Genomic DNA, 19095 nt, shown 5'->3' on the forward strand with positions numbered 1-19095 from the left:
CGTTGGGCGGACCATGATCGGGCCGGTCGCCGTTGACCGGCCCGATCATGGCGCTGTGGGTCAGCCAGTGATCGTCCAGCTCGCCGGGTCCCAGAACAAGGTGTCCTGCGAACCGGGGGCCTGGAAGCCCTGCACCTTCTTGTTGACGGCCCAGAGGCCGTACGGCGAGTAGAGCCACATCAGGTCGGCCTGCTCGTTCTCGAGCTTCGCGGCCTGGTCGTAGAGCGCCTTGCGCTGCGCCTCGTCGGCGGTCGAGTTGGCCTCCGCCATCAACGTGTCCAGCTGCTCGTTGCAGAAGAAGTTGATGTTGCCGCCGGCCGGGTAGGCGTTGGCGCAGGCGGTGATGCCGTTGATCGTCGACGAGTCCACCGCGTAGTTGCCGCCGCCGTAGAGGACCATGTCGTAGGTCTTCTCGGTGTAGGTCTTCGGGATCTCCGCGGCCTGGATGTTGACCAGCTTGACCTTCACGCCGACGGCCGCCAGCTGGTTCTGCACGATGGTCGAGGTGGCGTCCCGGTCCCGCTGCCCGTGCACCCACTGCAGCTGGATCTCGCGGTTGCTGTCCCAGCCCGCCTCGGCCAGCAGCTGCTTGGCCTTCTCGACGTCCTGGGCATAGTCGTTGAGGCCCGCCGGCTCGTTGGCCTTGGCGAAGTTCGAGAGCCGGACCTCGGCCTTGCCCGCGAGCACGGTCTCGACGATCTGCTTGCGGTCGAGGGCGTAGAGGAACGCCTGGCGAACCTTGACGTCCTTGAAGTACGGCTTCGACTGGTTGAGCGCAATCCGCACGAAACCGGCGCCCGGCTTCTCCTGCGTGGTCACGTTCTGGAAGCCGGCCACGGTCTCGAGGTCGGTCGGCGAGTACGACGCGATGTCGATGCCGCCGTTGCCGAGCTGGGCCGTGGCGTTGTCGGACGTCATCGGCTTGAGGTAGACGTCCTTGATCTTCGCCGGGTTGCGGTAGTTGCTGTTGGCCGTGACGTGCACGTACTGGTTCGTCTTGTACTCGACGAAGGTGTACGGGCCCATGCCGACCGTCGGCTTGCGGAAGAACGCGTTCTTGGCGACCGACTCCGGCGCGTCCTTGCCCAGGATGTGCTCAGGCAGGATCCACACGGTGCCGATCAGGGCCAGCAGGCCGAAGTTCGGCTTGGCGGCCTTGATGACGAACGTGTTGTCGTCGGGGGCGGAGAAGCCGGAGATGCTCGACGCCTTGCCGGAGGTGAAGTCGGTGACGCCCGCGACACCGGCGTAGTTGCCGGCGGTCGTGCTGGTGGTCTTGGGGTTCGCCATCAGGTTGTAGGTGAACAGCACGTCCTTAGAGGTGAACGGCGTGCCGTCACTCCACTTCTGGCCCGCGCGGAGCTTGAAGGTGAACGTCGTGGCGTCCGGCGACACCTCGTAGCTCTCGGCCAGCCGCGGCTGGAGCTTGTAACTGGGGTCGACGCCGAGCAGGCCTTCGTAGATGAAGGACATGACCTGGCCGTCGGGGCCGCTGACCGGCGCGAGCGGGCTGAACACGCCCGCCGGCTCCTGGTAGAGGTACATGTTGAGGGCGCGGCTCGCGGCGTTGCCCGTGTTGCCGCTGGAGTCGGTCGACGGCCCGGTGCAGCCGGCGACCGCGAGGGTGGCGACGGTCAGCCCGACGACTGCCGCTCGTATCCGGTTTCTGAACATGGTGGACCTCTCAGTGGGGGGTGTCTTAAGCCACCGTGTTGCGGAGTTGGCCCAGCTGGCCGACGACGACGGTCATCACGTCGCCGGCCGTCAGGAACTCACCCGTCGCGGCGCCCACGCCGGACGGCGTACCGGTGAGGATCACGTCACCGGGCTCGAGGGTCATCAGTCGTGACGCGTGCGCTACCAGCTCCGCCACGCTGAAGATCATGTCCTTTGTAGAACCTGATTGCTTCGTCACCCCGTTGACGTCGAGGTGAATCGAGAGGGCTTGCGGGTCGGGCACCTCGTCGGCGGTGACCAGCCAGGGTCCGAGCGGCGCGAAGCCGTCGAGCCACTTGCCGGCCAGCCAGTCGAAGAACCAGACCATCTTGTCGTCGGTGTCCCGCGGGAAGCCGTAGTCGACCGAGCGGGCCGAGACGTCGTTGGAGGTCATGTAACCGGCGACCGCGTCGAGCGCGTCCGCCTCGGCGATGTCGCGCACCCGGCGGCCGATCACGACCGCCAGCTCCGCCTCCCAGTCGACCTCGGTGCTGACCGACGGGAACGGGATCGCCGCGCCCGGGCCGACGATGGAGGTCGGCGGCTTGAGGAACAGCCGCGGGCTGAGCCGCGACTTTTCCAGGGGCTCGCCACCGGTCTCGGTGACGTGGTCCTGGTAGTTGGCGGCCGCGGCGAGCAGCTTGCCGGGCCGCAGCAGCGGGGCCAGCAGCTCGACGTCGGCCAGCGCGATGTCGAGCCGTTCCGTGTCGCCGGTCCGCCCGGCCAGGTAACCCTCGAGGTCACCGTCGCCGAACTCGAGCACCCGGTCGTCGTCGGTCAACCGGCCGTGTCGGACCTCGCCGGCGCGGCGGTAGGTGACGAGTCGCATCGTTGCTCACTCCCCTGTCTCGACCGGCGCACCGGTCTCCAGCGACCGCTGCGCGGCCTCGATCACGCGCTGCGCCTGCACCGCGTCGTGCGGGCCGAGCGCCGCCCGGCCGGTGGCGATGCCCGCCGCCAGCACGTCGAGCAGCACGTCGACCGTTCCCGGGCCGGTCCACACAGGACCGTTCGTGTCAGTGGTGCGGACCTGCAGCGCGGGCTTGCGGACGTCGACGGCGAGCACGCCGTGGGATCCGCTGATCCGGTAGCGGTGCACCGCGAGGCCACCCGGCGGAACGTCGCGCAGCGCCGGCACCCGGCCGCAGACGACCGTGCTGGTGACGCCGTGGTCGTGGTCGAGCAGCAGGGTGACCAGGTCCGGCGAGCCGGTCGCGTGCACCCGGCGGACCTCGAGGCCGAGCAGCGCCCGCAGCACGTCGACCGGGTAGAGGCCGAAGTTGACCAGCTCTCCGCTCGGCGCCGGGTCGCCGCCCGCCACCACGAAGTCGCACTGCACGTTCCACGGCAGGCCGACCCGACCGGCCCGGACCGCGCCGATGGCACTGCGGAGCGCGGCGTTGAAGCGTTGATGGTGCGCCGGCACGACGACCACGCCGTGCTCGGCGGCCAGCCGCTCGATCTCCTCCGCCTCGGCCAGCGTCGCCGCCAGCGGCTTGTCGGCCAGCACGTGCTTGCCGGCCCGCACGGCGTCGGCGACGGCCTTGCCCCGCTCGGCCAGTGGCAGCGCGATGCTCCAGACGTCGGCGTCGTCGGGGTTGTCGACGAGCGCGAACGCGCTGTGCCGCTGGAAGGCCGGCGCGTACATGGAGCTCTGGTGGTCCTGGGTGCCGATGCCGGCGTTGCCGACCAGTGCCACGCGGATCATGCCGCCACCGCCACGGGCTGGCCGGTCGCGATGGACTCCTCGACCGCGACGCCGAGGCGGACCGCCCGCACCGCGTCGGCGACCGGCATCGCCGGCGGCGCTCCACCGATCGCGTCGAGCCAGGCACCGAGTTGAGCGGCGAAGCCGTTGCCGCCGGCGGCCGGCAGCGCGGCCGTGCCACTCTCGCCGAACACCAGGGACGCCTCGCCGTCCCAGCCCTGCTCGACGATTCCCGCCGTGCCGGTCACCAGCAGCTCACGCTGCGCGATCGAACCCGGGCGGTGGGCCCGGCTCATCTCGCAGACCGCGGTCGTGCCGTCGGCGTAGGTCACCACCATCTCCAGGTAGTCGTAGATGCGCAGCTCCGCCGCGGTCTGCTTGCGGCCGCGGGCGAAGACGGTCGCCGGCTCGGCGCCGAGCCACCAGGTGGCCAGATCGAGCAGGTGTACGCCGTTGTGCAGCGCGTGCCCGCCCGACCGCGCGGGGTCACCGACCCACGCGCTCCAGTCGGGCCAGATCCAGCCGCCGAGAATGGCCAGGCGGACCAACTTCGGGCGCCCGATCGCGCCGGAGTCGATGGTCGCCTTGACCGCCCGGCCGTAGTCGTAGAAGCGGTGCGTGTGCGCGGCGACCAGCACCCGGCCGGCCTCGTCGAACGCGGCCGCCAGGCTTTCGGCGTCGGCGACCGTGGTGGCCAACGGCTTCTCCACCAACAGGTGCTTGCCGGCCGCGGCCACCCGCAGCCCGATCGGCGCGTGGGTGTCGTTGGGAGTGCAGAGGATGACCGCGTCGACGCCCGGCCAGGCGAGCGCGGTGTCGAGGTCGGTTGCTTGCCGGATGCCGCCCTGCTTGCGGGCGAACGCCGCGGCGCGGCCCGGGTCGGCGTCGACGATCCCGACGAGCTCGGCCCGCGGGTCGGCACCGATCGCACCGCTGTGCGCGTCGGCGATGAAGCCGGCGCCCACCAGCACGATCCCGGTCCGATCCATCGGCGTGACCTCCCCAGGCACGGAACGATGTTTCATGTTCGGTCATCCTGTGGTCGGCGGGGAGCCCTGTCAAGGTCGCATGTGTAAAACATGGAACGCCTTGCCATGTCGATGAGGGTTGTTCTAGCGTCGGCTCCGCCAGCCCAACTGGATACGAGGTCGCTCATGTCAACCCCTCCGTCGTCCCAAGACTCACCGCGCGGCAAGGCGATCGCGGACGCCGCCGCGGCCGTCATCCCCGGTGGCGTCAACTCGTCGACCCGCTACATCGGCACGCCGTACGCGTTCGTCGCCGCCGACGGCGCCTACCTGACCGACGCCGACGGCCGGCGCTACCTCGACTACCACGCCGCGTTCGGCGCGATCCTGCTCGGCCACAACGCGCCGGTCGTCAACGACGCCATCCGCGGCGCGCTCGGCGGCGTCGACCTGACCGGCATCGGCGTCACCGAGGCCGAGGTGCGCCTCGCCCAACGGATCGTCGAGGTCATCCCGTCCGCCGAGTCGATGATCGCCACGATGAGCGGGTCGGAGGCGACCGCGCAGGCGATCCGGCTGGCCCGCGCGGTCACCGACCGGGACCTGATCATCAAGTTCCAGGGCGGGTTCCACGGCTGGCACGACGCGGTGGCCCGCAACGTCATCTCGACCGCCGACAAGGCGTACGGCCGGGATCCGCTCTCCAAGGGCATCCTCGACCAGGCGGTCGACGCCACCCTGATCGCGGAGTTCAACGACCTCGACTCGGTCGCCGCGCTCTTCGACGCGCACCGCGACCGGATCGCCGCCGTCATCCTCGAGCCGATCCCGCACAACGTCGGCGCGCTGCTGCCCACGACCGAGTTCGTCGAGGGCCTGCGCAAGCTGACCGAACAGCATGGCGCGCTGCTCATCTTCGACGAGGTGATCACCGGCTTCCGGCACGCGCTCGGCGGCTACCAGCAGGTGATCGGCGTGACCCCGGACCTGACGACGTTCGGCAAGGGGATGGCCAACGGCTTCCCGGTCGGCGGCGTGGCCGGACGGCGCGACCTGATGGAGCACTTCAACGGGCAGACCGGCGACGTGCTGATGGCGGGCACGTTCAACGGCAACCCGCTCGGCTGCCACGCGGCCCTGGCCACCATCGACTACCTGGCCGCGAACCCGGACTTCTACACGCGTACGCACGCCCTGGGCGAACGGATGCGGTCAGGTCTGCGCGGCATCCTCGCGGAACTGGGCATCGAGGCCACGGTCGCGGGCTTCGGCGGCGTCTTCGCGGTCTACTTCCTGGCCGGCCCGGCGCTCGGCTACCGCGACCTGTTGCGCAATGACAACGCGGCCTACGTGGCCTTCCACCGCGGCATGACCGACCGCGGCTTCCTCATGCTCCCGATGGCCCTGAAGCGCAACCACATCTCGGGCGTCCACACGGAGGAAGAGGTCGACCGCACCCTCGAAGCGGCCCGCGAGGTGCTCAAGAGCCTGTAGGAACGGGCACCGCCCCGGGTCCGCGTGGACCCGGGGCGGTGACGTCGGCGACCGCTCAGCTTGCCGCGCAGGCGGTGCCGTTCAGGCGGAAGTCGGTCGGGCGGGCGGTGCCGGTGCCGTTGGCCAGGAAGCCGAAGTTGGCGCTGGCGCCCGTCGGCAGGTTGCCGTTCCAGCTGTCGTTGCGGGCGGTCACGGCGCGGCCGGACTGGCTGACCCGAGCGCCCCACGCGCTGGTGATCCGCTGGTTGCCGCCGAACGTCCAGGTCAGCGTCCACGAGCTGACCGCCGGGCCGCGGTTGATGACCCGGACGTTGCCCAGCAGCAGGCCGGCGATGGCGTTCGCGCCGTAGCTGACGGAGCAGGCGGTCGCGGGCGTGGTCACCGTCGGTGTCGCGGTCGGCGTCGTCGTGGGATCCGTCGTCGGCGTCGCGGTCGGGGTCGTCGTGGGATCGGTCGTCGGATCGGTCGTCGGTGTCACGGTCGGCGTGGCCGTTGGCGTGGGGCTCGGGCTCGGCAGCGTCACCGAGAAGCGGAAGACCCGGTCGTCGCTGGGCGTCGGGTTGCCCCGGCCGTCACGGTTGCTGGTCGCCACCCAGAGCGACCCGTCCGGCCCGCGTTCCACGGTCCGCAGGCGGCCGAACCGGCTGTTGAGCGCGGCGGTCGGCGTACCCGCGCCGCCGTTGCCGTCCAGTGGCACGACCCAGAGCCGGTTGCCGCGCAGCGCCGCCACGAACAGGCTGTCGCCGATGATGGCCGCGCCGCTCGGCGAGGCCTCCGCGGGGGACCAGGTGACGATCGGGTTGCGGTACGCCGTGTTGGCCGAGTTGCCCTCCACCACCGGCCAGCCGTAGTTGCCGCCCGGGACGATCCGGTTGACCTCGTCCCAGGTGTTCTGGCCGAACTCGGTCGCGTAGAGCCGCCCGGCGTCGTCCCAGGCGAGGCCCTGCACGTTGCGGTGACCGAGGCTGTAGACCAGCGAGCCGGCCGTCGGGTTGTCGGCCGGCACGCCGCCGTCCGGCCGGATCCGCAGGATCTTCCCGTTGAGGCTGCCCGGGTTCTGCGCCCGGCTGGTGACGCCGGCGTCGCCGACCCCGGCGTAGAGCATGCCGTCGGGGCCGAACGCGATCCGGCCGCCGTTGTGCACGTTGGCCTTGGCGATCCCGGTGACGATCGGCGTCTGCGCCGACATGTTCGCCAGCGTGAAGCGCACGATCCGGTTGTCGGTGGCCGCCGTGTAGTAGGCGTAGACCAGGTTGTCGGTGGCGTAGGTCGGCGACACCACCAGGCCGAGCAGGCCGCCCTCGCCGCCGGGCACGACGCCCGGCACCGAGCCGACGATCTGCGTCGGCAGGCCGGGCCGGACCCGCAGGATCTGGGCGCGGTCGCGCTCGGCGACCAGCGCCGTGCCGTCGGGCAGGTAGGTCATTCCCCAGGGCACCCGCAGGTTGCTCGCGGCCGTGGTCGGGTTGGTGAAGTCGACGGTCGGTGCGACGCGGCTCGTTCCGGTGGCCGGTCGATCCACCGCGACGGCGATCCCGGCGACGCTCAAGGCGACAGCCAGGACCGCGGTGGCCGCGACGATCACGGGTTTCCGCATGGACATCTCCTGTGGCAAAAGGGGTCCCTGATGTCGTCACGGTGCCAATTCGCCACGGGCAGGTTACGGCCAGATAGGACATTTAACGCAAAATAGTGAATTGGCTCGAACCGACCCCGACTCCGCTTCAGGTCGGCTAACGCGCGAGCGCCGGTCGCGCGCCCAGCCGCGCCTGAGCGACCAGCGCGACGAGTCCGGCGGCCGCCACCAGCGCCGCGTAGCCGACGGTGACCGGCAGCAGGCCGACCGGCCCGATCAGCTCACCGGCGAGGATGGCCGGGAGGCCGAAGGACACGTACGAGACGAGGTAGACGGCCGCGAACAGCCCGGCGCGCTCCCGCTCGGCCGCCAACGGGCTGAGCGCGCGCAACGCGCCGGAGAACGACGGGCCCAGGCCGACGCCGCACACCGCACCGGCCACCCACAGCAGCGGGAACAGGTCGGCCCAGGCCGCGGCGGCCAGCAGCGCGGCGCCGACCAGCACGAACGCGGCGCCGATGGTCTGCGTCGCACGGGCCGTGCGGCGGCCGAGCACGGTCGCGGTGACCGCCGCGGCGGCGAGCGCGACGGCCACGACCGCACCGTGCACCACGCCGTCGTCGTTGGCGAAGACACCACGGACGATCGTCGGCGCCAGGCCCAGGAACAGCGCGGCCAGCGCCCACGAGGCGACCAGCACGGGCGTCACCGCGGCGAACTCGGGGCGGATGCGTGGCGGTACGCGCACGTGCGGCACCAGCGAGCGGCGGGCGCCGGGCCGGCGGGCCACCGTCTCCGGCGACCGCGCGACCAACGCGATCGACGCCACCGTGAGCCCGGCCAGCACCACGAACGCGAGCCGGGTCGGGTTGCCGCTGTGCTCCACGGCGACCCCGGTCAGCAGCGCGCCCACCCCGAGGCCGACCGGCGGCGCGACGGCGCCCACGATCGCGCCGGCCCGGCGGTGCCGCGGTGGGGCCAACTCGACGATCGACGCGGTGAACGCGCTCGTCGCCGCGCCGGTGCCGACGCCCTGCACCACCCGGGCGGCGCACACCCACCAGATGTCGGTCGCGAACACGAACATCAGCATCGCGGCCAGTTGGACGGTCAGCGCGCCCAGCAGCACCGGCCGGCGGCCGACGTGGTCGGAGAGCGAGCCGACCAGCAGCAGGGCGGCCAGCACCGCGAACGCGTACACCCCGAACGCGAAGGTGACCAGCCAGGGCGCGAAGGCCCAGCGGTCGGCCAGGTCCACCAGCAGCGGTGTCGGCGCGCCGGCCGCGACGAACAGCACGGCGAACGCGGCGGCGGAGCCCGCGAACGCCGCCCGCCGGCTCATCAGGGCGCGACACCGAGATAGGACCCGTCCACCCAGTCGCTGACGATGCCGGCGTAGTTGCCCGGCTGCTCCTCCCACACGGCGTGCCCGCCCTCCAGCACGTCGAGACGGCTGGCCGGCAGCTTCGCGTTGAGCACCTCGGCGTCGCGGGCCAGGCCATAGGGGTCCGCGCGGCCGGCGATGATCTGCACCGGCGTCCGGATCGTCGCCAGCAGCGGGTCGAGCGCCGCCAGATCCTCGGGGTACGACCGGAGGTAGGCCAGCGAGCCGGCGAGCCGGTCACCGGAGTACGAGGCGGCATAGTCCTCGCGGATCTCGCGGGGCAGGTCGTCGCCGACGAAACCGGCCACCACCCGCCGGCCGTCCGGCTGCCCGACGTCGTCCTGGACCAGCGTGCGCAGCGGCCCCGTCACCGTCAGCGGATGGGTGGCCGCACCGCCGCCGACCACGACGCTGCGGAACAGGTCGGGCTGTGCGGCCGCCGCGAACAGCAGCGCGGCCGTGCCGACGTCGGGGCCGACCGCGTGTGGCTGCTCGAGGCCGAAGTGGTCGACGAGGTGCGTGATGAACTCACCCATCACGCGCGGCGACATCAGCTCCGCCCGCCCCTCGGAGCGGCCGAAGCCCGGCAGGTCCACCGCGATGACGGGGTGGTCGGCGGCCAACGCCGGCCAGGTCGGCGCGTACGCGTAGAGGCTTTCCGGCCACGGGCTCAGCAGCAGCAGGGTGTCCGCTTCGCGGTCGTCCCGGCCCACGGGGCTCGCGACGTACCGGATGCCCAGATCGTCGATGACGTCGAACCGTTCCTCGTCCATGCAGCCAGCAGAGCGCGCCCGCCCATCCCCCGAATCACCTGAATACGTGAGCGCCGCTCGCTAGGTTGTGGAAGGTGGCACGGGTGGTTCTGCGTGGACGTTCGGCGGCGATGTCGGCGGCGATGCCGGCGCTGCGCCGGGCCGCGCGACACGGCCAGAGCGGCATCGTGGTGGTCACCGGCGAGGCCGGAATCGGAAAGACCGCCGTACTCGACGCGATCGGCGCACAGGCCGGGCAGATGGGCTTTCGCACCGGCGTCGGCAAGGCCGACGAGATCGGCCGCGTCTCGCCCGGTGCGCCGGTGCTGCTGGCGCTGCGCAGCGGGCGCGATCCGCTGCTCGACCCGGCCGCGCTGGCCGAGCTCGACGGCCTCGCCGACCATCCGTTGGTGCTGATCGACCGGGTCGGCACGCGGCTGGAGCGGGTGGCCCGGCTGGCGCCGGTGCTGATCGAGATCGACGACGTGCAGTGGGCCGACCAGCTGAGCCGGCTCGCGCTGCGGGTGCTGCCCGATCGGCTGGCCGGCAACCCGGTGGTGTGGCTGTTCGCCACCCGCGACCCGACCGACGAGCTCGTGACCGCGTCGACCGCCGTGCGCACGGAGATCATCCCGCTCGGGCCGCTCGCGCCCACCGACGTCGCCGCGATCGCGCGGGACCGGCTGGGCCACCCTGCGAGCCCCGCCACCCAGCGGATGCTCGACGGCGTGGGTGGCAATCCCTTCCTCGTGAACCAGATCCTCGACGGCGTGTCCCACGGCGACGCGGACGGCGTGCCGCCGGCCGGTTTCGTGCGCGCGGTGGAGGCGGCGCTGGACGCGTTGCCGGACCGGACGGTGGTGCTGCTCGCCGCGGTGCTCGGCCGGTCGTTCGCGATCGACGAGGCGCAGCGGATCGTCCCGACGGTGGGCACCGCCGACGTCGACGCCGCGGTGGCGTCCGGTCTGCTGGCCCGCGACGGGCACCGGCTGCGTTTCCGGCACGACCTGGTGCGCGAGACTGTCTACGCCGGACTGTCCACATCGGCCCGCCAGGAGCTGCACCGGCGCTGCGCGCGCTATCTGCTGTCGTCGGGGCGCGACGCGCTGGCCGCCGCGCCGCACGCCCAGGCCGCGGCGACGCCCGGCGACGAGGAGAGTGCGGCGATCCTCTGCGAGGCCGCGGACAAGGCGGTCACCGCGCTCCCGGACACCGCCGGCGACCTGATCCTCCAGGCCTTCGCGCTGGTGCGGCCGGCACAGGGGTCGTGGGTCGGCATCGGCGAGCGGTGCGTCGACGTGCTGCACCGGGTGCAGCGCTGTGCGGACGCGGTGCGGGTGGCCGACGCCGTGCTGGCCCGGACGGGCGACGCCGAGACCTACGGCCGGATCCAGGTGCTCGCGGCGCAGTCGCTCTGGCAGATCGGCCGGCCGGCGGAGTCGGTGGCCCGCATCGACGACGCGCTCGCGGCACCCGGCGTCTCACCGGGTCTGCAGGCCCGGCTGCGGGCGGCCCGCGCCTTGGCGTTGACCCGCACGGAGCCCGCCCGCCGGGCCCGCGCGGCCGCCGAGTCCGCGTTGGCCGACGCGCGGCAGGTCCGCGACCATCCCGCGACGATGCTCGCCCTGCAGGCGATGGGCGAGCTGGCCCGCAACAGCGGCCACCACGCCGAGTCGCTGGCCTACTTCCGCGAGCTGCGGTCGGTCAGCGACACGACCTATCTCGCCGAGGAGATCGTCGAACTGCAACTGCTCGACCGGTACGTGGACTCGGGCAGGCTGCTGGAGGCGGCGCACCGCGACGACCGGGGTGGCGTCGAAGCGACCCTGCCTTCGGTGACCGCGGCCCAGATGTGGCAGGACTTCAACCTCGGCCGGCTCGACGACGCCGAGGCCGGCGCCCGCACGCTGATCACCGTCGGCCGCGAGATCGGCGACCACAAGCACGAGCTGGACGCCGAGCTGGTGTTCGGCGCGGTCGCGGTGCTGCGCGGCGAGCTCGCCGACGCGGCCAACCGGCTGGCGCCCGCGAGCGACGAGGGACCCGCCGACGAGTCCGTGCGCCGGCCGGGCGTGACGCTGATGGAGGGCTGGCTCGCCGCCAGCGACGGGCGCTCGGACGACGCGCGCAAGATCCTGGCGCCGCTGCTCTACGAGGCCCGCGACGCCCGCGCGGACTGGCCGTGGTGGCCGGGCTGGATGCGGGTTTTCGTGCGGGTCGGTCGGGCCACCGGCGACGAGCGGTTCACCGGAGAGGCCCTGGCGATCGCCGCCGAGGGCGCCGCCCGCAACCCGGGCGTCGCCAGCTTCGAGGGTGTCTCGCTGGCGCTGCGCGGCCTGGTGCGGCACGACCTGGCCGCCCTGACGCAGGCCAACCAGGTGCTCGCGCGCAGCCCACGGCCCATGCTGCGGGGCAACGCCGCCGAGGACCGCGGCCGGATGCTGCTGGCCTACGGCAAGCGCGCGGAGGGCATCGCCGAGCTGGACCGGGCCTGGTCGATCTACCACGGGATCGGCGCCAAGGCCGCGGTGATCACCGTGCAGAAGGTCATGCGCAAGGCCGGCGCCCGCCGCGCCCGGTGGGAGACCGGCGCCGCGCGGCCGCAGCAGGGTTGGGCGGCGCTGACCGACGCCGAGGTCAAGGTGGCCGAGCTGATCAGCGACGGGCACACCAACAAGGCCGCCGCGCGCCTGCTCAACCTCTCGCCCAACACGGTCAGCACCCACCTGCGGTCGATCTTCACGAAACTGGACGTGCAGTCGCGGGTGCAGCTCACCAACGCGGTGCACGCCCTGCGCCCGGAAAGCTGAAAGGGCCGCCTCCGCGGGACGGCCCTTTCGCAACGACTGGCTCAGGAGCCGACGTTCTTGTTCCAGACGCTCCAGGTGACCGCGATGCCAGGCTTGGCGAAGTCGCCGTCGGGCCAGTTGGAGGCCGGGTTCGACACCGAGGCGCCGGAGATCTCACCCGGGTGCTGCACCGCGACGAACACGCTCTTGTTGTCGTCGGTGATCCACGGGCCGCAGGTCTCGGCGCCGTAGGGGACGCTCAGGAACTGCTTGAGGTGCCCCGCCTCGGGACCCTCCAGCGGCACCGCGAACAGGCCGTCGTTGCTGCCGAGCGCGTTGCCGTCGGTGGAGATCCAGAGGTTGCCGGCGCCGTCGAACGCGACGTTGTCGGGGCAGGAGATCGGCGAGACCTTGGTCTTGTCGTACCCCATGAAGTACGTCGACGGGTCGGTCGGGTCGCCGCAGACCATCGGGATCCGCCAGGTGAACGTCGTGCCGGTGTGGTCGTCGTCGTCCTCGGTGATCTCGAGGATGTGCCCGTGCTTGTTGGCGTTGCGCGGGTTGGCCTCGTCGGCGGCCGGGTTGGTGCCGACGCCCCGGTTGGTGTTGTTGGTCAGCGCGACGTAGATCTTGCGGTTGACCGGGTTCGGCTCGACGTCCTCCGGCCGGTCCATCTTGGTCGCGCCCACCTTGTCACCGGCCAGCCGGGTGAAGACCAGCACCTCGTCGACGGTCATCCCCTCGACCTGCGACTTCCCGTCCTTGACCAGCGGGATCCAGGTGCCGGTGCCGTTGAAGGCGCCGTCGGTCGGCAGCTTGCCGGTGCCGTCGATCTCGGTGGCCGAGGTGTAGCCGAGCTTGGCCACGTAGAGCGTGCCCGACTCCAGGACGGTCAGGTTGTGCTTGCGGGCCTCGGGCGTGTTGCGGCCGTCGACCTTCTTGTCCGAGACGAACTTGTAGAGGTAGTCGAACCGCTCGTCGTCGCCCATGTAGGCGACGGCCTTCGCGTCCCTGGACTTGATGATGTTGGCGCCCTCGTGCTTGACCCGGCCCATCGCGGTGTGCTTGCGCGGGGTCGAGCCCGGGGTGAACGGGTCGAACTCGACGATCCAGCCGAAGCGGTTGGCCTCGTTGGGGTTCTTGGTCAGGTCGAAGCGCTCGTCGGCCCGCTCCCACTTGCGGCTGCCCGACGGGTAGCGGTTGGTGGTGTCGATGCCGTACCGGTTGAACCGGGCCTTGGCGTCGCCGGTCGACGTCTCGGCGCCGACGAAGTACTGGTTGAAGTTCTCCTCGCCGGACAGGATCGTGCCCCACGGCGTGACGCCTCCGGCGCAGTTGTTGAGCGTACCGATCACGTCGGTGCCGGTCGGGTCGGCGGCGGTCTTCAGCAGGTCGCTGCCGGCGGCGGGGCCGGTCAGCTTGAAGTGTGTGGTCAGGGCGGTGACGCGCCGGTTGTAGGGGCGCTTGCCGCTGTCGACCAGCACGTACTGGCCGGTCTTGCCGACCCGCTCGATCTCCACGACCGACATGCCGTGCGCGGCCATCGCGATCTTGACCTGCTCCACGGTGAGCGCGTCCTGGCTGACGAAGTTCGGGAACATCAGGTCTTCGTTGGTGTACTCGTGGTTGCACACCAGCAGGGCGCGCGTGCCCTTCTTGTCCAATGGCAGCACGGCGACGAAGTCGTTGTTGTAGCCGAACTGCTTGAGCTGGGCGGCCAGCGTCTGGTTGCGCACGTTGAACTCGGGGGCGCCCGGGACGACCTCGTCGCCCCAGCGGATCACCACGTGGTGGTCGTAGCCGTTGGGCACCACCAGCGCGTCGACCCGGTTCGGGGCGACGGCCTTGAAGGTCAGGTTGGTGGTCTGCTCGGTCAGGATGCCGAACTCGCCGACCGGCGGCACGGCGGGCGCGGGCTCGCCGGCGGCCAGCGCCGGGCTCGCGCTCAGCACGCCGCGCCGCCGAGGCCGAGGGCGACAGCGCCGACGGCGCCGGTGCGCAGCACACCGCGGCGGGAGACCTCGCTCTTGACGAGGTCGCCGAAGTACTCGTTATCGGAACCATTCGGCACCGGGTGGTCGCACGCGTTTCCGCAGCGGTACAGGCAGGTCATGCGGTCACGACCGTGCGAAACCTTCGCCACGCCGACGATTGGCAACTGGCGGCGGATCTGGTCCGTCATTCGGGCTCTCCTCGAACCGTCGACAAATCTCTTCGTCAGGACAGCCGCACGCTAAACAGAGCAGGTAAACGCGAAAAAACCGCAATGTGAACCGCGGACGTGAAGCCGCAGGTAAGGGTGTCCTTACTAGACGGCGAGGTGGCCGGCCATGATGATCCGCGCATGCTCAAATCCACACTGCTCCATCCCGGCATCAGCTCCGCGCTCGGTCGCGCGGGACACGGGTCGACCGTCCTCATTTCAGACGGGAACTACCCCCATTCCACGGGTACGAAGGCGGGCGCCGAACTCGTATTCCTGAATCTGCGGCCGGGGCTCGTCGCGGTCGACGACATCCTCGCCACGGTGCTGACCGCTGTGCCGGTCGAGTCGGCGTTCGTGATGCGGCCGGAGGCGGGTCCGGAACCCGACATCTTCCCGGTGTTCCGGCAGCACCTCGCGCCGGTGGAGCTCACGGCGCTCGACCGGTTCGCGTTCTACGACAAGGCGCGCGAGCCGGACCTCGCCCTGGCCATCGCCAGCGGCGACACCCGGCTCTACGCCAACGTCATCCTCACCGTGGGCGTGGTGAGCTGAGAAACTCCGCGATCACGCCGATCGCGTGGTCGCCGGCGGAGAGCACACCGCAGAAGTTGAGGAAGGCGTGCGGGGTGTCCGCGTACTCCACGTAGTCGGCGTCGTCGAGGCAGCGCGCGTAGGCCAGCGCCTGCTCGCGCAGCGGATCGCGGCCCGCGGCGACCAGCAGGGTCGGCGGCAGCCCGGCCAGCCACTCCGCCCGCAGCGGCGCGGCGTAGACCGGCGGCGGTCCGGTCAGGTACTGCCGGTCCGCCCAGGACGGCAGGGCCGGCACGTCGAGCACGGGATAGCAGAGCACCTGCCGGTCGAGCCGGGGGCCGCCCTGGTCGCGGGCCCGCAGCGTGGCCCCGGCGACCAGGGCGCCGCCGGCGCTCTGCCCGCCCGCCGCGAACCGGCCGTCGCCGCCCAACACCCGGCCGTGGGCGGCCAGCCAGCACATCGCGTCGTAGGTGTCGTCGAGCGCGGCCGGGTACGGGTGCTCCGGCGCGAGCCGATACTCCAGCGAGACCACGGTGCGGCCCGACCGCCGGGCGAGCCCGGAGCAGGTGTGGTCGAGGTCGGCCACCGTACCGCCGACGAAGCCGCCGCCGTGCAGCCAGAGCAACAGCGGCCGAGGCCCGGGCTCGGCCTGGTAGACGCGCGCCAGGGTCGGCCCGCCGCCGAGCGGCAGGTGGAGGTCCGCCACGTGCACCGTCGGGTCCGGCGCGCCGGCGAGGCGCAGGTCGACCGGCTCGGCCCGGTCGGCTAGCAGGGTGGCCAGGTCGTCGAGGTCGTCGGCCGCGCCGACGACGGTGAAGCCGTCGGCCTCCGCGGCGAACCCCGGCTCGGCCACGATCCGCCGGTTCACCGCGCGCCCACCGGCACCGCGTCGAGGTGGACGGCGGCGTGCCAGAAGGCCGGTTGCCCTGGCACGGTGAAGACGTGGTGCGCCAGCGGCCCGCGCCGGTGCCACGCCGCGTCGTCGTACGTGGCCAGCTGGTCCAGGAGCGCCTCGTGGGTGCGGTTCAGCCGGTCCAGCAGCAGCGCCGCGGGCAGCTCCCGGCCCCCGGCGACGCCGGCCCGGTTGAGCGCGCCGCCCGCCTCCGGCGTCTCGAACTGGGCGTCCAGGCTCCAGTGGTCGCGGCCGTGGTCCGCCTCGGTCAGCACCGCGAGGTTGATCTCGTTCCACATGAGAACGTGGGCGAGCAGGTCGTGCAACGACGCGCAGAAGTCGCCGAGCGGCCCGTTGGTCGTGGCGTGGTCGCGGGCCAGCGCGTCGGCGTCCAGCCCGTCGACGGCGGCGAGCAGCAGGTCGTGATCGGCGCGCAGGCGGTCGACGGCCGCGCCCCGGTCGATCGGTTCGGTCATGTCGCCGACCCAACCACCGGCCTTCGCTGCCGCCGAGCGGGCTGACGGATCTCGTCAGTCAGCGGAGCAGCAGCTTGACCAGGTCGCCGCCGAGCGCCTCGACGGCGGCCGCGTCCAGCTCGTACTGGACGAACCGGCCGCGCCGGGTGGCCCGCGCGACCCCGGCCGCCGCGAGCGCGCGGAGGTGGCGGTTGACCAGCGTCGGGTCGACGTGCCAGAGCTCGGCGATCTCACGGCGGTACGCGGCTCCGTGGCGATGGCCCGGGCCATCTCCAGCCGGCCGGGGTTGGCCAGCGCCTCGAGCCGGCGCAGCAGGTCGCGGGCGGGCACGACGGGCGGGCCGGGCGTCGCGGGGTGGATCAGCACCAGTGGGCGGCCGGGGACGTCGGCGACGTACAGATGTGGGTGGATCAAGGTGCTGGGCACCACCACCAGGCCGCGGCGGGACACGTCGTGCCGGCGACTCTGGATCTTGGCGATCTGGATCCCGGCGCCGCCGGCCGTGACCGACGGGTCCAGCGTGGTCAAGGCCGCCGCCGGGCCGACGGCGGCCAGGTCGTGCGCGAACCGGCGGGCGCGGGCGGCGAGCACCGGGCGCACCAGCGGCCAGCGCGCGCCGAACCAGGTCTCCCAGCTCTCGACCAGGAACTCCAGGAACTCGGCCACCGCCGGTCCCGGCCGCTCGACCAGGGCCTCGACCCGCTCGCCGACGCCGCGGGCCCGGGCGAACCGGAGCGCGGCGGCAGGGTCGCCGGCCGGGGAGATCGGCCGGAGCAGCTGGGCCGCCAGCCGGTGCGGCGGGAGCGCCCGCAGCTGGTCCAGCTGGGCGTCGAAGGCGTCGTCGGCGCCCCAGATCGTGACGAACGGGGTCGCCCGGATCGCCCGGGTGGTGAACGCCCACGTCCGCATCGAGCGGCGCAGCGCCGCGCTCGGCGCCGGCAGGTCGACCGCGTGGTGGCCCGGGTCGCCGACCGCGTGCAGCGCGGAGCCCAGCTCGGACAACGGGGACACCGCGGCCGAGACGCTGCTCAGGCCGACAACCGCGACTGGCATGACGATCACCGATCGTAGTCCGGCGGCGCGCGCCGGCCCGGGGGTACGTTGGGTCACGGGTGCGTTACACGGGGGGACGGCGCTGAGCGAATGAGCGCGAGCAGGGTCGGTGAAACGCAGAAATCGGGGACGGTCCAAGGCTCCGGCCTGGCGGAGATCGTCGACGCGTTACGGGTCCGCCCGTTCCGCCGGTTGTTCCTGGTGCTCGGGCTCTCCGCGCTGGGCGATTGGCTGGGGCTGCTGGCCGGCGCCGCGTTCGCCTCGTCGCAGGTGTCCGGCGCGACCGCCAAGGGCGCCGCGTTCGGCTCCGTGATCGCGGTTCAACTCCTACCGGCGTTCATCCTCGGCCCGATCTCCGGCGTGATCGCCGACCGCTTCGACCGCCGCTACACGATGGTCGTATCCGACGTCGTGCGGTTCGTGCTGTTCGCCTCGATCCCGATCGTGGGCTACATCGTCGACAGCCCCGTGCGGGTCGTCACCTACACCGCCGTCGCGTTGTTCCTGGCCCAGGCCGCGTCGCAGATCTGGACCCCGGCCAAGGAGGCGGCGGTGCCCAACCTGCTGCCCCGCTCCCGGTTGGAGGCGGCCAACCAGCTCACCCTGGCCACCACGTACGGGGTCACGCCCATCCTGGCCGCCCTGATCTTCAGCGGCATGGCCCGGCTGCCGCGCCCCGGTGGCGTCGGCCCGGCCGACTACGCGCTGCTGTTCGACGCACTCACGTTCCTCGCCTCGGCGTTCGTGGTGGCGTTCTTCGCCAAGGAGATGTCGGGGCGCACCGCCCGGCCGGCCGCGGTAGCGCACCAGCCGGAGGAACATTCGGTGCCCGGGCGGCAGGCGCTGCGGGACCTGCTCGACGGTGGGCGGTTCATCGTCCGCACGCGGCTGGTCCGGGGCATCGTGATCGGGGTGCTGGGCGCGTTCGCCGGCGCCGGGGTGGTGATCGGCACCGCCAACTTCTACTCCCGGTCGCTCGGGGGCGGCGACGCCACGTTCGGCATCCTGTTCGCCGCGATCTTCGCGGGCTTTGGCGTCGGCATCGCCGGCGGGCCCGCCCTGGTCGGCACGCTCTCCCGACGGCGCTGGTTCGCGCTGTCCATCGTGCTGGCCGGGGTGGCGGTGATCGGACTGTCCGTCGCGCCCCGCCTGTCACTCGCGGTGCTCGGCTGCGTCATCACCGGCGCCGCGGCCGGAATGGCGTTCCTCTCGGGCCTCACCCTGGTCGGCGGTGACATCGCGGACGACGTACGCGGCCGGGTCGTGGCCTTCATCCAGTCGGCCGTGCGGATCGTGCTGCTGCTGTCGATCGCGCTGTCCAGCCTGATCGTCGGCCTAGGCGCGTCCCGGGACCTCGACCTCGGGCCCGTCGACATCCACCTGTCCACCACCCGGCTGCTGCTGTTCGTGATCGGCGCGGCGGGCATCGCGGTGGGCATCGTGGCGTTCCGGCAGATCGACGACCGGCCGGGCGTGCCGGTCTGGAAGGACATCTGGCGGGGTGTACGCCGCCGGCCGCTCTCCGACACCGCCAAGAAGCGTCCCTGAGC

The 19095-nt window shown here is 72.2% G+C and carries 14 protein-coding genes and 1 pseudogene; 4 read left to right on the forward strand and 11 right to left on the reverse strand.

Going from position 1 to position 19095, the window contains the following annotated elements; all coding sequences use genetic code 11:
• Positions 1–60: 60 nt before the first annotated feature.
• The 4 genes from O7635_RS05990 to O7635_RS06005 are packed head-to-tail and all read right to left on the reverse strand — an operon-like array spanning position 61 to position 4413.
• Positions 61–1674, reverse strand: coding sequence for an ABC transporter substrate-binding protein (locus O7635_RS05990; protein ID WP_278079413.1), 1614 nt, complete (start codon positions 1672–1674; stop codon positions 61–63).
• Positions 1675–1699: 25 nt separating this feature from the next.
• Positions 1700–2545: a fumarylacetoacetate hydrolase family protein gene (locus tag O7635_RS05995; protein WP_278079414.1), complete on the reverse strand. Its 846-nt coding sequence runs from the start codon at positions 2543–2545 to the stop codon at positions 1700–1702.
• Between the two features lie 6 nt (positions 2546–2551).
• Positions 2552–3424, reverse strand: a complete 873-nt coding sequence (locus O7635_RS06000) for a Gfo/Idh/MocA family oxidoreductase (protein ID WP_278079415.1) — start codon at positions 3422–3424, stop codon at positions 2552–2554.
• Positions 3421–4413: a Gfo/Idh/MocA family oxidoreductase gene (locus tag O7635_RS06005; RefSeq protein ID WP_278079416.1), complete on the reverse strand. Its 993-nt coding sequence runs from the start codon at positions 4411–4413 to the stop codon at positions 3421–3423. Before O7635_RS06005 ends, O7635_RS06000 begins: the two co-directional genes overlap by 4 nt.
• 165 nt (positions 4414–4578) lie before the next feature.
• On the opposite strand from O7635_RS06005, the gene O7635_RS06010 reads away from it, so the two are divergent.
• Entirely contained in the window at positions 4579–5886 is a 1308-nt protein-coding gene (locus tag O7635_RS06010; RefSeq protein WP_278079417.1) for an aspartate aminotransferase family protein, read from the forward strand.
• A gap of 55 nt (positions 5887–5941) precedes the next feature.
• Here the strand turns inward: O7635_RS06010 and O7635_RS06015 are convergent, their stop codons facing one another.
• The 3 genes from O7635_RS06015 to O7635_RS06025 form a co-directional block, all read right to left on the reverse strand.
• Positions 5942–7483, reverse strand: coding sequence for a PQQ-dependent sugar dehydrogenase (locus tag O7635_RS06015; protein ID WP_278079418.1), 1542 nt, complete (start codon positions 7481–7483; stop codon positions 5942–5944).
• A gap of 136 nt (positions 7484–7619) precedes the next feature.
• On the reverse strand, positions 7620–8804 hold the full coding sequence (locus O7635_RS06020; protein WP_278079419.1) for an MFS transporter: 1185 nt from the start codon (positions 8802–8804) through the stop codon (positions 7620–7622).
• Positions 8804–9619, reverse strand: a complete 816-nt coding sequence (locus O7635_RS06025) for an alpha/beta hydrolase (RefSeq protein WP_278079420.1) — start codon at positions 9617–9619, stop codon at positions 8804–8806. Before O7635_RS06025 ends, O7635_RS06020 begins: the two co-directional genes overlap by 1 nt.
• An 83-nt stretch (positions 9620–9702) precedes the next feature.
• Between O7635_RS06025 and O7635_RS06030 the strand changes: the two genes are divergently transcribed.
• The gene (locus O7635_RS06030; RefSeq protein WP_278079421.1) at positions 9703–12408 is read left to right on the forward strand and encodes a LuxR family transcriptional regulator; all 2706 of its coding nucleotides are present in this window, start codon (positions 9703–9705) and stop codon (positions 12406–12408) included.
• 41 nt (positions 12409–12449) lie between these two features.
• Here the strand turns inward: O7635_RS06030 and O7635_RS06035 are convergent.
• A pseudogene (locus tag O7635_RS06035) lies at positions 12450–14569 on the reverse strand (PhoX family phosphatase).
• 162 nt (positions 14570–14731) lie between these two features.
• Between O7635_RS06035 and O7635_RS06040 the strand changes: the two are divergent.
• A complete protein-coding gene (locus tag O7635_RS06040; protein ID WP_278079422.1) occupies positions 14732–15145 on the forward strand; it encodes an RbsD/FucU family protein in 414 nt (137 codons plus the stop codon).
• Here O7635_RS06040 and O7635_RS06045 read toward each other — a convergent pair.
• Genes O7635_RS06045 through O7635_RS06055 form a run of 3 tightly spaced genes read right to left on the reverse strand, consistent with a single transcriptional unit; the run spans position 15123 to position 17545 of the window.
• Complete coding sequence (locus O7635_RS06045) at positions 15123–15992, reverse strand: alpha/beta hydrolase (protein ID WP_278079423.1); 870 nt, start codon at positions 15990–15992, stop codon at positions 15123–15125. The genes O7635_RS06040 and O7635_RS06045 overlap by 23 nt on opposite strands.
• Positions 15989–16492 carry a maleylpyruvate isomerase N-terminal domain-containing protein gene (locus O7635_RS06050; RefSeq protein ID WP_278079424.1) on the reverse strand — a complete coding sequence of 168 codons (504 nt, stop codon included), beginning with the start codon at positions 16490–16492 and terminating at the stop codon, positions 15989–15991. The genes O7635_RS06045 and O7635_RS06050 overlap by 4 nt, the downstream gene beginning before the upstream one ends.
• A gap of 54 nt (positions 16493–16546) precedes the next feature.
• Entirely contained in the window at positions 16547–17545 is a 999-nt protein-coding gene (locus O7635_RS06055) for a DUF5937 family protein (RefSeq protein ID WP_278079425.1), read from the reverse strand.
• Between the two features lie 90 nt (positions 17546–17635).
• Between O7635_RS06055 and O7635_RS06060 the strand changes: the two genes are divergently transcribed.
• Positions 17636–19093: an MFS transporter gene (locus O7635_RS06060; protein ID WP_278079426.1), complete on the forward strand. Its 1458-nt coding sequence runs from the start codon at positions 17636–17638 to the stop codon at positions 19091–19093.
• Positions 19094–19095 lie beyond the last annotated feature (2 nt).

The organism is Asanoa sp. WMMD1127, assembly GCF_029626225.1.
Lineage (GTDB): Bacteria > Actinomycetota > Actinomycetes > Mycobacteriales > Micromonosporaceae > Asanoa.

Excerpts from the sequence above, each read along its gene's own strand:
- O7635_RS06005 (WP_278079416.1), bottom strand. The coding sequence starts at position 4,413 with ATGGATCGGACCGGGATCGTGCTGGTGGGCGCCGGCTTCATCGCCGAC.
- O7635_RS06040 (WP_278079422.1), top strand. The coding sequence starts at position 14,732 with ATGCTCAAATCCACACTGCTCCATCCCGGCATCAGCTCCGCGCTCGGT.
- O7635_RS06015 (WP_278079418.1), bottom strand. The coding sequence starts at position 7,483 with ATGCGGAAACCCGTGATCGTCGCGGCCACCGCGGTCCTGGCTGTCGCC.
- O7635_RS05995 (WP_278079414.1), bottom strand. The coding sequence starts at position 2,545 with ATGCGACTCGTCACCTACCGCCGCGCCGGCGAGGTCCGACACGGCCGG.
- O7635_RS06050 (WP_278079424.1), bottom strand. The coding sequence starts at position 16,492 with ATGACCGAACCGATCGACCGGGGCGCGGCCGTCGACCGCCTGCGCGCC.
- O7635_RS06000 (WP_278079415.1), bottom strand. The coding sequence starts at position 3,424 with ATGATCCGCGTGGCACTGGTCGGCAACGCCGGCATCGGCACCCAGGAC.
- O7635_RS06020 (WP_278079419.1), bottom strand. The coding sequence starts at position 8,804 with ATGAGCCGGCGGGCGGCGTTCGCGGGCTCCGCCGCCGCGTTCGCCGTG.
- O7635_RS05990 (WP_278079413.1), bottom strand. The coding sequence starts at position 1,674 with ATGTTCAGAAACCGGATACGAGCGGCAGTCGTCGGGCTGACCGTCGCC.
- O7635_RS06010 (WP_278079417.1), top strand. The coding sequence starts at position 4,579 with ATGTCAACCCCTCCGTCGTCCCAAGACTCACCGCGCGGCAAGGCGATC.
- O7635_RS06025 (WP_278079420.1), bottom strand. The coding sequence starts at position 9,619 with ATGGACGAGGAACGGTTCGACGTCATCGACGATCTGGGCATCCGGTAC.
- O7635_RS06055 (WP_278079425.1), bottom strand. The coding sequence starts at position 17,545 with ATGCCAGTCGCGGTTGTCGGCCTGAGCAGCGTCTCGGCCGCGGTGTCC.
- O7635_RS06060 (WP_278079426.1), top strand. The coding sequence starts at position 17,636 with ATGAGCGCGAGCAGGGTCGGTGAAACGCAGAAATCGGGGACGGTCCAA.